This is a genomic window from Candidatus Hodgkinia cicadicola, from assembly GCF_002774925.1.
Window position 1 is genome coordinate 17953 of the sequence record NZ_NXGO01000096.1, and the last position, 13111, is coordinate 31063.

The 13111-nt window shown below is 31.1% G+C and carries 10 protein-coding genes; all 10 read right to left on the reverse strand.

Features of this window, described 5'->3' with window-relative positions; translation table 4 throughout:
- Positions 1 to 278: 278 nt before the first annotated feature.
- Positions 279 to 887, reverse strand: a complete 609-nt coding sequence (locus MAGTDC_RS03260) for a cytochrome c1 (protein ID WP_192573187.1) — start codon at positions 885 to 887, stop codon at positions 279 to 281.
- A complete protein-coding gene (locus tag MAGTDC_RS03265; protein ID WP_192573188.1) occupies positions 877 to 2022 on the reverse strand; it encodes a cytochrome b in 1146 nt (381 codons plus the stop codon). Before MAGTDC_RS03265 ends, MAGTDC_RS03260 begins: the two co-directional genes overlap by 11 nt.
- Positions 2023 to 2562: 540 nt before the next feature.
- Entirely contained in the window at positions 2563 to 2799 is a 237-nt protein-coding gene (locus tag MAGTDC_RS03270) for a hypothetical protein (RefSeq protein ID WP_192573189.1), read from the reverse strand.
- On the reverse strand, positions 2768 to 2899 hold the full coding sequence (locus MAGTDC_RS05675) for a translation factor GTPase family protein (RefSeq protein WP_278046973.1): 132 nt from the start codon (positions 2897 to 2899) through the stop codon (positions 2768 to 2770). The genes MAGTDC_RS03270 and MAGTDC_RS05675 overlap by 32 nt, the downstream gene beginning before the upstream one ends.
- Positions 2900 to 2928: 29 nt before the next feature.
- Complete coding sequence (locus MAGTDC_RS03275) at positions 2929 to 3834, reverse strand: GTP-binding protein (RefSeq protein ID WP_146657029.1); 906 nt, start codon at positions 3832 to 3834, stop codon at positions 2929 to 2931.
- Positions 3828 to 4292, reverse strand: coding sequence for a 30S ribosomal protein S7 (gene rpsG, locus MAGTDC_RS03280; protein ID WP_146657030.1), 465 nt, complete (start codon positions 4290 to 4292; stop codon positions 3828 to 3830). Before rpsG ends, MAGTDC_RS03275 begins: the two co-directional genes overlap by 7 nt.
- Positions 4293 to 4968: 676 nt before the next feature.
- Positions 4969 to 5568 (reverse strand): hypothetical protein, encoded by a 600-nt coding sequence (locus MAGTDC_RS03285; RefSeq protein WP_146657031.1) that lies wholly within the window; start codon positions 5566 to 5568, stop codon positions 4969 to 4971.
- Between the two features lie 22 nt (positions 5569 to 5590).
- A complete protein-coding gene (locus MAGTDC_RS03290; RefSeq protein ID WP_146657032.1) occupies positions 5591 to 6973 on the reverse strand; it encodes a DNA-directed RNA polymerase subunit beta' in 1383 nt (460 codons plus the stop codon).
- Positions 6964 to 8676: a DNA-directed RNA polymerase subunit beta' gene (locus tag MAGTDC_RS03295; RefSeq protein ID WP_146657033.1), complete on the reverse strand. Its 1713-nt coding sequence runs from the start codon at positions 8674 to 8676 to the stop codon at positions 6964 to 6966. Before MAGTDC_RS03295 ends, MAGTDC_RS03290 begins: the two co-directional genes overlap by 10 nt.
- 6 nt (positions 8677 to 8682) lie before the next feature.
- Positions 8683 to 12444 carry a DNA-directed RNA polymerase subunit beta gene (locus MAGTDC_RS03300; RefSeq protein ID WP_146657034.1) on the reverse strand — a complete coding sequence of 1254 codons (3762 nt, stop codon included), beginning with the start codon at positions 12442 to 12444 and terminating at the stop codon, positions 8683 to 8685.
- Positions 12445 to 13111: the final 667 nt, after the last annotated feature.

Sequence of the window (13111 nt, forward strand, 5' to 3'; positions counted from 1 at the left end):
CCTGATTAAACAACCCAGAGATATGCCATAGAAAACATTTTAAGATGTATAGTAGCTAATAAAACATGGAAGATATGGTCTTATTGGTATCGGTATTCGTTTGTTCCAGGCATGGATGTTGTTCATTTTTAGTTTATTGTAATAAATCTCTGATTATGTAGGTTATTAGATAAGAGTTTTATATTGTTAGTTATGAATTACTATTTGTATTGAATCAATGGGATAATTAGGTAACATAAATGTACTATAACTTGTTATTAATGGTTTCATGATCTGAACTAATGGTTGTTAACGATGTAATCTCAGAGAGTTTTGTTGTTGTTTTTAATTAATGAATTAGTAAGTATTAATCCTGTAATAAATAAACTACTTAAAATTGGTATTGTTATTCTCTGTCTTATGTTTAGTCATGGTTCTGATACTCAATTTAGGAAACCAATTACATCCCGAGTGTATTGGTGGATGGTATGTTGAGCACAGAAGTTGTCTTTGATACATCCGTAAGCCAATGGTGGTCTCATAGCAGTTCAACCGCTTTCTAGACCTTTGTTTTGATATAGATTACTTTTATTTCTTATAACAGTATTACCATAACCAGTTAAAAGATCATATATTCATTGAAATGATCTATATTTTGTTACTAAAGATAAGTCCGGAGGCAACGATCCATTGTTAAAACGTTTGGCCTGTATAATTGATTTGTATGGTAACTTAAAATAATCGATTATTCTATATTTTTTTACTAACAAAGCTGCTTGTTTGTGGGTATATCCCAATTTAAGTAGATCCATAAGCTTGAAAAGCTTAAGAGAATGGCAATTGATGCATACTTGTCTAAAAACATTGAAACCACGTTTAATCTGACCTATCTTGAAGCTAATATCCAATATCTCTATATGTTTTTTTGTTGATAAATGAAATAATTCTTATAATTAAAGGTAGAGAAATAAATCCTAGATATCACAACACACATGCTTTGGATAATTTAGAGATCAGTTTTGTATATCTACATTTACCTGTTAATCCTAAAAAGATAAGACTGATGAATGCGGTTATAGTATGTAATCGGTAACTTCTTGTTGTTATATTTGGTAGTTCTTTGTTATAAATATATGGAATAAGTACTAAGGAAGATAGGAGTACTGTTATCGAAGTTATACCCAACATCTTTGATTCGAAGGTTTTAAGTATTGAATAATATGGTAAGAAATACCATTCTGGTTTAATATCAGTAGGAGTTGAATAATAGTCGGCTGGGATATAGCTTAATTTATTCAATATTATATTTGGATAGATCAAACACAGAACATACATTACAAATAATACAACAATACAGGCAATTATGTCTTTAGCAACAAAATTTGGATAAAGATCTTCAAATGATTTTGATATTGGTAATCTGTTTGCTATTGGACTCGTTTGACCTTTAATATGTACTAATAACAGATGTATTATGATGAAAAATAAACATATAAATGGAAATATACAATGGAAAACAAAGAATCTCCTAAGTGTTGAAGCACCAACTGAATATCTTCCAAGTAATATTAATCTTAGAGGCTTACCAACAATTGGAATTGAGCCTATAAAGTTCGTGATTACCACAGCAGACCAGTATGACATTTGGCTTCAGCTTAAAACACTACCAAAGAATCCAATCAGAATTATAATTAAATGTATTATACTACCTGTTAATCATAATATTTTTTTGGATCCGGAGTATGCTTTATAATAAATTCCTTTAAATATATGTAAATATAACAACAGGAACAACGCAGATGATCCGCAGACATGTAAGTTTTTAACTAATCATCCGTATTTAAATAATCTTTCAGTTCTATGAATAGATAGAAATGCCAATCTGGTTGATGGTTTGTAGTGAATAGCCATCGAAATTCCTGATGATATTTGGAGAATAAATATAAACATCAATGAAAATCCTGTAGTATACAGTCAGTTTGCATGTTTTGGTACTTGGAATTTAATTAGGTAGTTTATCATAGTTTTAGTTAGATCTATCACTGTGTTGTTTTTATTTTGGTTATTATTAAGGTTTGATTTAAGTTTACAATGGAATATTTCAGATTATAACAGGAATAGTACAATTAAATTAATTGGTTTGAGTTATTATAGAAATATCCAGTGGTATATTTAATTTTAACTCTTTATTTTGTTCGAACAATAATTCGAATTGGTAAAAAAAAATAACAATGAACCAATCAGTTATCGCAGAACATGTCTAATATCTTTGGTTTTATCACTGAACAAATGTTTTAATATTCTAAATTATCATTTCCAACTAAAACATCTGTGGGTTTGTTTAGTCTGTTTAATTTAATAAATCTTCGAGATTTTTACATCACATGATATCTTGTTTTGTATAGATGTTGATGTTTTATTTTGATTTACTATTAATATCAATCGAGATGGGATATAATTTATGTTTTATTTAATTAAGAACATCGATAGATATAGTTATTTAACAACAATTGGTTATTACTGATCAAATATTTATTCACAACGTAGTAATAGTTTCCTTTCATGTGTTTAAACGTAGGTTTGTTACTTGTAAACATGTTCAATATCTGGTTCAAGTGCAACACAGATGACAGGTGTTGGAAATTTAATAGCAACCAATGATATTGGTGAGGTTGTATCACATAGTGTATCACCGGTTATTGAGTTTTTAATACCACAAATGGAAATAATATCTCCAGAGTTTACATGGCTTAATCCTGTTCTAAAGTTGACATGTATTTTCAACAGTTTAGTTATCTTTCTGTTCAGAGTTATTTCCAACGTTGTAGATCACTTCTCCTTGTTTAACACTTCCAGAATATATTCTTACAAAACACAGGAAACCGAAGTATATATCTAACATTATTTTAAATATTGACATTGATGTTGGTTCAGAGTTGCTTGGAAAGCTTAGAATCAGTTTGTTAATAATGAATCTCTCACCGGTTGTCTATCATCAGGAGATGGTAAGTAATTAACAATTACATCTAATACAGGTTGGATTACTTTGTTTTTTAATGTATTACCACACATAATTGGTAATGCTTTACCTGAAATTGTTGCTAATCTTATTAATGAGATTATACTATGGCTATCAAGTTTATTACAACGTAGACATGTTGTTATTTTGTTGTGATCGAACTCGAGAATTGAATCAACGAGTAACCTCCGTTGTTCGTTGTCAACATTCTTGTATTCGTTTGGGATGTTCATAATACTATATGTTAGATCTTTACCATTCTGGTTTCAGTATACTGCTTTCATGTTAACTACATCTATTATCCATGGAATTCTGATTGTGTACCAATTGGTATTTGTAGTAATAATGGTTTTTATAGATAATTTATCAATCAGACTATTGGAACTAATGAAATAATCCGATCCTGTTTTGTCCATCTTGTTACAAAATATTATTCTTGGTATGGCATGTTTATTTGCTTGTCTTCGAATCATTTCTGTTTGAAATTCAACACCAGCATTAACATCTAATATTATAACAGCTCCATCCAAGATGTGTAAGCTCTTTTCTACTTCAGCAGTAAAATCAATATGACCGGGAATATCTATAACATTAAATTGAACATCAGTAAACAAATCAGTCTTCCAACTTGTAGAAGTAGCAGCCGATGTTATTGTTATTCCATGTTCTTGTTCCTGAATTATCCAATCCATGGTGGTATTTCCGTCATGAACTTCTCCAATGTTGTGTTGTTTACCTGTTATAAATAGTAACCTTTCGGTGAAGGTTGTTTTACCAACATCTATATGAGCCATTATACCAATGTTTCTTATTTTTCTGAGGTTTGAGTTTATCATCCCATGTGAGCAAACGCTTGGTTGTTTTTAGCTAAGCTGTGCATGGTTTCTCTTCGTTTAAATGAAGAACTCTTTCTTAGAACACTATCTATTATTTCTCAAGCCAACCTCAACCATGCTGTAACCTCTCTACGTTGTTTTGCAGCATCAACCATCCATCTTAAACCTAATCCTAACCTCCTATCAACAGGTATATCAATTGGTATCTGATATGAAACACCACCAATTCTCATGTTTCTAACTTCTATATATGGTGTAACATTATCAACTGCTTCGTATAACACCTTCAATGGATTAATGTGTAATCTGTCATTTATATAATCCAATGATTTCTTCAAAATCAACATGGCCATACGTTTCTTACCATCTCTCATTATGTAATTTATTAGTTTTGATAACATCAAACATTTATCAGAATAAGAAAACACAGTGTTATTAACCTTACGGTTCCTTGACATTGTTATTTCCCATTCATTGGTATTACTTTTATCTGAATATTAGAATTCATGAGTGTTCTTGGTATATTTATGTTTATAATACTTTAACTTAATGGTTTAATCTCTGTTAAATCTTCTTAATATACCCATATCTAACAATTATCATGGAATATCTATTACCGATTATATACTTCAATCTTAATATGTAGATAAACAAAATCCCATCGTTGTCACTACACATTTCTGTTTAATTTCTGTTGTTAATAACATAATTTGTTCAAACGTTCAAACGTTTTATTTAAACCGAAGAGATATACTTATTAGTTAGAAGTTATATTTCATCTGATAAGAGATATATCCTGTTCACTAACAATTTTATACCTAGATCTTTCCATCAACGGGATCACTTTTGTTTAACATCCCATCTTCAATCAATTTTTGTTCGTTTATGAAACCTGTACCAATCAATGGTACTTTTCCCAACATAATTTTATCTTTTACTCTAGTTATTTCGTAATTGTTATTAGATATTATAGCTTTAATTATTGATTTTATTGCTCCTTGAAAGGAGATAGCGGATAGTATAGATCTTTGATTTACACATGTTTCTGTTATACCAACGACTTGTCTATCACCTAATACTGTTTTTCTTTTTAATGTTTTGATATAATAATTAATTCTGGAAACATCCTGTCAATTATAACAACATCCGACCTTCTAATGGTGAATTACCAGCATCTGATATGCTTACTGTGTTAGTCATTTGTCTTAAAATCATCTCAATGTGTTTACTATTAACATTAACTCCTTGGTTTCCGTATATTTCTTGGACAATACCAACAAAATAGTTAAAGAGATCATTGAACCCATATATTTCAGCATAATTCGATAGATCATGGTCTCCATGTAAGATGATTTGTCCTTGTTTTACCATGTTGTTCTCTTTAATAAACAGTTTAACATCTAAATCAGAATAAACAACAGGCTGTTTGTTAATGTTTATCGGATCAATGACGAATAACCTGTTTCCATTGCCATCGGTTCCATGTTTTAATATCCCATCTATCGGACTAATAACTGAACTATTATCCCCATCAGTGTTGTTATCAAATAACTTCGATAATCTTTCGAAACCTTCAGTCAATGTTATGTCAATTTCATCTTCGATTGTAACCTCTAAGATCTCATCAAATAAACTTATCCTTTCATTAGGATTTATTTTAAACGTGTTCTTACCATTAACAGTGACATAATACAACCGTTTCATTCTTCCAACATCTAAACCAATCAATGACATCTTATCTTTGACAACATTCGGTTTAACATTGGTCTTTATCTCTTTCAGTTATATCATAGGTTTCTTTCTTAATGTTTAAGTAATATATTAAGTTCTTAAAGAACAAACGACCACTGGCTAAACTTAATAAACTTGTTGATCTGATACAATTGAAACATAATATCTCTTCGGATTCAACGTGTTTATTGTTTGAAACCAACAAGTGAGTACCTCTTGGCAGTTTATAACTTCAGATTTCAATACCATCTTTAATAATTAATAACGAACTATTAGAATTAACAACAGTTATATCGTTTGATTCTGAAACAACACATGAAACATCCTTGATCTTAATAATTCCTGAAACTGGTGATATTAAACAGTTCTTTATCATTTTTCTATTGGTTTTATCTTCGATATTTGTTAATCCATGAAATGTTCTTAATGTAAGTTGTGTTCCAGGTTCACCAATTGATTGGGCTGCTAAAACACCAACAGAATCACCATGTTGTACCATGTTTCTACTACCCAATTCTATTCCATAACAGAGTTTACAGATACCAAATCTTACTTGACATGTCAACGGAGATCTGATTCATAAACCATCATTACAATTTGTTAATATCTTATAAATGTTATCTTCAGTAATTAGTTCATTTCTCTGTACAATTATTTTCTTGTTTGTTAATATCGGTTTAGCTATAAATCTTCCGATCAATCTGTTCTTAATAAAATCAAGATCCATGATTGGTTTAACATTTAGACCTGTTTCGGTGCTGCAATCATCTTCACTTATTACTCACTCTCTCGTTGATTCAACAAGTTTTCTTGTGAGATAACCGGAGCTTGCCGTTTTCAACGTTGTATCGATCAATCCTCTTCTCGATGAAAATGTACAACAAAAGAATTGAATTAAGCTTAATCCTTCATTATAAGCATTCAGAATTGGTAATCTACATGGTTTCCCATCAAACCCAACGATATATCCTCTAGAACCAATTAATTGTTGAATCTGAGACAACGTGCCTCTGGCACCAGAGTTAATTATCATTTGAATCGGTGTTTGTTTTAAACTATATCCTGTTATTTCTAAATTAATATTACTATTAACAACATCCAAGACCTTCGGTCATGTTGATAATGACATTGAAATCTCCTGTTTGTTGCCAATCTTTGATCAGGATTTTGTTATTCTTGATCGTATACCTCTAAGAAGTAGTTTCTTATAACTTAGACTAACAAGATCGGAGTTCGATAATGACAGACCAGATTTTGTTGCATATTTGAATTCCAATCTCATCAGTCTTTCACAAAACGTTGTCATTTGTTTTGATCCACATTTATCATTGACCAATTTAATTATGTCGAAGGTTAGTTGCTTACTGAATTCGGGATAGTTCCACTCGTATAAAAAAATTACATTCATGATGGAACTAATTCAGATATTAGCAAACGACCTGGTGTTGATAGTATTTCAGTTATCTTCCCGTTTACAACAGTTCTGAATTTTATTTTGGTATGTAAGTTTATTTTGTTTAAGAATAGAATTTTATGTACTTCATTGTATGAAGATAAGCATATATCCTTGTGTTCTGGTGATGTTAACGACATGTAGTACAGACCAAGGATCATGTCTTGGGATGGCAGGATGCATGGATCACCATGGGCCGGATGCATTACGTTATTATCGGCCATTAACAACGTTGTAGCTTCGATTCTGGCATTAAAACTGAGTGGAACATGGACTGCCATTTGATCACCATCGAAGTCAGCATTGAAACCAGAACATACTAATGGGTGTAATCTTATAACTTTTTCATTGGTAAGTTTAACTCAAAACGACCTCATGCTTAACTTATACAACGTTGGTGCTCGGTTTAATAACACCGGACAGTAACTTACTACTTCTTCTAAGATCTTATAAGTTAAATAAATATCAGTCTCTAGTACATGTTTGATGGTTTTCTTGTTGTTAAGATTTGATTTCAACATTAGTTTAGAATAAATGAATGGTTTGAATAATTCAACAGCCATTGATCTTGGTATCGAACACTCATTTATAGATAAGTTCGGTCCTGGTACTATCACACTCCTACCTGAATAATCTACCCTCTTACCTAATATGTTATGTCTAAACCTACCTTGTTTTCCTTTTAATATTTCAGTCAATGACTTCAATGCTTTTGTGTTGTACTTGTTGGGATTATCAACATCCGAAGAGTTATCAATTAAATCATCAACTACCTTCTGTAACGATATCAGACCTTCGATGTAACTATCAAATTCATCGGCACTGTTTGACTTTATCTCGTTTGTTTTAACTAAGTGGTTGTTGTTTACGGTGATAATGTTTTTATAGAGTACATTTAAATCAGAATTTGCTAATGTATCATCATCTAAAACTATCATTGGTCTTAATTCAGCAGGTAGAACAGGTAAGATCCTTATCACCAATCATTCTAATCTAATATTATTCGAAATAAAACATTCAACTATCTCCAGTCTATTCTTTATCTTATCCAATAGTTCTTCGGATTTTGTACGTTGTGTTTCTTTTATCAATGATGTCTTTATTTTATTTAACTGAACTCTTGATAACAGTTCCATGATGGCCTGTCCTCCTGATGCTACTGAACATCGATCGTTTCTTATTCACATGTTTCTGTATGTCTCGGTTGATATGACTTGTCCGTTTCTATAATCATTTAGATCAGACCATATTATAACATGAAGTTTACATTCGATTATATCTTGAACCATTTCAACGTCCATGTTAAGTAATTCGGCTAAAATGGTGGGTGTTGGTTTATAAAACAGAGTATGCATTACTGGTGTTGATAAATTAATATGTTCGAACCTCGATCTTGTTTGTAATCTGTTAGTATCAAGGTATATACCACAAGTTTGGCAGATCATTTTGTTGTTTAAATTGGGTGTTGGACATAAACATTCATTTCTCCTTCTAAGACCGAATATCTTTGGACAAAACAAACCACCAACGATTGGTTTTCCATTATCGTCATAGGTATCTGTATTACATATTTCCCCATATGACCATGACAATATTGTTTCTGGTGATGTTATTTTAAATCTAAGATTAGATATGTTTTTATTAAATACTGACAACATGTTTATTTATTTCGTTGCTTCGATTTCAATACACATTGAGAATAATTCTTTTACCAAAACAGCCATACCTTCAGTTTGGTGGAGATTATGTGTTGGTCTTTCTTCCAGAAAGTTCTCTTGGATTTCATGTCTTGCCATCATGTCATCACATTTAGCCGATAATAATTCATTTAAGAAATAAGCAACACCATAGCTCTGCAACGCCCATACCTCCATTTCACCCAACCTTTGTCCACCTAAATTATTCCTTCCCTTAAGAGGTTGCTGAGTTACAACCGAATATGGTCCTGTTGATCTGGCATGGATTTTGTTATCGACTAAATGGTTTAATTTAAATATATATATAATACCTACATTTGTTGTACTAATGAAAGGTAATCCTGTTTTTCCATCGTATAATTGAATCTTTCTGTTGGAATTAATTGACAACCTGTTGTTAAAATCTTTCAAACATGACTCAAACGGGAACCCGAACAACGGACAGGATATCTTTACTCCTTGTGATAATTCAGACAACAAAATCAGGATCATATTTTTTGTTAACTTATTTATATTTGGATATAATTCGGTAAGTTTAGGTATAACTCTTTCCAATATCCGATCATCATTTGTTTTATAATACATGTTTAATACATGTTTAAACTCCAAACCAAACTTGTAGCTAATTAAACCAAAGGTTGTTTCTAATAATTGACCAATGTTCATCCTAGATGGTACTCCTAATGGATTAAGTATAATATCGATCGGTGTTCCATCAGCCATGAATGGCATATCCTCTTTCGGAACTATCTCCGATATCACTCCCTTGTTACCATGTCTTCCACATATCTTATCACCAACTTTAATTGATCTATGTACAAGTAGTTTTACTTTAATAGTTTCTAATATCTTACTTCCATCACTTTGGTTTTCATTTGTCAATCTGTTGTTAAACTTAGACAACATGTTAACTTCCAATTTGTTCAAATAACTTAAGTATTTCTTGTGTAATAGATTTAGACCGTCTTGGATAATCTTATTGTCAGATGAAAGTGGACTTGTTGTAAATGATTTCTTTATATTACTGATCTGTAACAACAGACAACATCTTCTGACATATTTCTTAGTAACAACGTTGTAACACCGTATATATTCTTCTAGATCTTTATCTTGGTAATTTTTATCTCCATCTGATGATCTTTCAACTTCTAAAACCGTTGCATGATCTATTCCCTTTGGTACTCTAAGTGAAGTATTATGTACTAATTCTGTAGAGAATTCATCGTCTCCATCTTTTCCTACGTTGAATGTATAATCTCCATCTTCCATGTTGGTAATCACCCCATTATCATCGTTGATATCTTCATCTGAACTTAACTCATCTCCACATATCTCTTTGATTTCTTCTTTCTTCTGTTTAGCATCAGATCTTGGAGCCAACTTACCCACTAACACATCATCCTCATGGACGTTGCTTCCCACTTTAACTATTCCATTGGAATCCAGACATCTCCGATATTTTATTGGTATATCAGTAATATTTGGACTCAATCATTCGTTACCAGATGGTGTTCGTTTGACCGTTGTTTTAAGATTTATTATATGAAGTGATTTAAATATACCTTTATTTATAACATTATTAGAGATTATAACCGAATCTTCGAAGTTGTATCCTTCTCAACACATGAATGCCACTAACAGGTTGGCACCTAAACTCATTTCTCCGTCACAACTTGATTGACATTCGGCAATAACATCTCCCTGTTTCAATCTTTGGCCAGGATAAACAACCGTTCGTATTCTTTGACACATGTCTTGATTTGATTTTCTTGATTGTGGTAAGGTATAAACTCTTTGTTTCTGATCTCTTGGTTCGTAAACAACAATTCTCTTAGAATCAACATTAACAACCCTTCCATCGTTACGTGCCACAACGTTGTGACCAGTATCTCTCATTACGGCATATTCTTCTCCAGTACCAACTAAGGGTGGTCTTGGATTCAATGGAGGTATGGCTTGTTTTAACATGTTTGCTGCCATTAATGCCCTTGTTGGATCGTTGTGTCCAAGAAATGGTATCAAACGAACAGCATGTGAAAACATTTGAACATCTGATACTAAACTTAGATCTATTACACTTCTATCTGTTATTTTAATTTTGTTTCAATTCAAACACATGGTTCATTTCTCCTGACTTCTATTACACGTTAAACCAACGTTCAGTCTTTTACTTTCAAAGTGATTTAAATATATAATATTTCTATTGATTAATCCATTATAGGTTTTATAATATCCTGTCGATATGTATCCGTTAACATCAACGTTGGCATATGCTGATAATGCTGTTACCAAACCAATGTTCTGACCTTCTGGAGATTCAATTGGACATATCTTAGCCAAATGTCACCGTTTTGTATCTCTTATGGTAATCTCTACATTTTGTGATGTCAATCCACCTTCACCCAAACATGTTAACTTACCTTTATGAGATAATTCAGATAAACTGTTTACTTGATCGAGATATTGACATAGACTGGAAGAAACAAAAAAATTATCAACATCACTTTGTATTTTTTTAGCAGAATCAAAAAGTTTACCAATCATCATGTCATCATCGGTTTGAACGTTTGGATCATTAATATTTAATATAGGTTCTAATATTTTCTTAATAACATCTATTATTACATCACCACTACCTCTTATCACACGAATATCACAATCAACATGTTTGAAACTATTCCGATTGAACAACATTTCATTCATAATTAGTATTAAATCCTTTTTTGTTAACTGTTCTAAACCAAAATTCAGATGGTTTCTTGTTAAATCATTTAAAAAGATCCTACCTGTTAGTGTTAATTCAACATTATTGATGTCTTCACAAGTTATTTCAGTTTCACCTTCCAATATTGCTTCATCGAATTCATTAATAACATTCAGAACATTTAAAGATTTAGTTATTGTAATGTAACTTGAATAATTCAGTGCGGTATTCTTATCTAACATTATGTTTTTACCTATGTTAACAATAGGAGTCTTTGATGTCTTAGTATAAGCTCCAATGATAACCACATTACCCGTTTCTATACATCCTGTTATAGTTTTTTTACATCTAAGTGATCTTCTCGAACTATATTTAAATTCATTTTGTTTTGTAGTATCTCAAGTTAACCGATGTCATGTACCTTTATAGAAACCTACATCATGTATTTCAGAAATACCTTTAAATATATGTGAATGTTTGGTCTTTAGTGCTAACAGACTTGTAAATAGATCGGACTCACGGTTGTTATGTATTATTTTCGGTCCATTGATCTTTAGATAACCAACATCTCTATCTTTTATGCTTATGGTTTTGTTTTCTCGATCAAATAACACTGCCGATTGTTTTATCAGTTGTGTTATTAATGTTTTCCTTGTTCCGTTTATAGTCAGAATTCCATCTTTTGATGGTCTTGGTAAATCCATTAATAGTACATCTAAACCATATTGATCGATAACAAACAAAATATCTTTATCAAGACAATACCGGATAACATTTAATTCAAGTCCAAACGAAGTAAACTTCTCATCTTTAACAGAATTACTTGGTTTTATCAGTTCTAAACTATAATGTTTGAGATTTAATGGAAACAACGTTCGTAAGATAAGTTCTAACTTTGATATCTTTATACCCTCGTTGTTATAACAACCTCATAATATGTTTTTATAGAGTCTGTTTTGTAAATCATTGTGAGTTAATGGTATTTTGTTAACCAAGTTGGTGTTTAAATTAAATCTGGTGTTCAAATGTTGTTAGTGTTATCTATTATAACATTTAGTAGTTCAGATCTTTGATCCTTGATAGGATCAGTTTTGTTTTTCCAATTTATTTCTCTTTTGTTGTATTTGGTTATCACTTCTATTGAGGTTCATTTGATTCATTCTACCGTTATATGTTTAATAGATTTTTTATTACTGTTAACAACGTTTGATGTATTTCTTTAAGTTTTGGTTTCTACAATACTGTTGTTATTATGTTGTTAAGAGTGATACACATGATGACTTCGATCAATTTGTATCTGATACCAACATCCACATGTTTATTTCGGATGTTTATATTAATTTTATCAGTTTAACTTATGTTTAAATCAATTATAGTTGATCAATAACCCCGATCTCGTTGGCAACAACAAAGTACCGATAGTAAATAGAACTTGTTAGTAGTAAGATAACATGATAGAGAAATATGAATTAGACTTATAAGCTTAATAGTAGATCATGAGGCTTATGACCGTTTAGTTGGTGTAGGTTTAAGTCTCTTTAAGTCTATGGATAATATGGACATCTTCGTTGAAGACACATGAATGATTGGGGTGGACGTTGGTGATTGAAACAAAAGTGTGGATGTTTAAACCAGATTGTTATTAGTTAATTATATGTTAACTCTGATAGTGGAATTAAATATGTTAGAAAT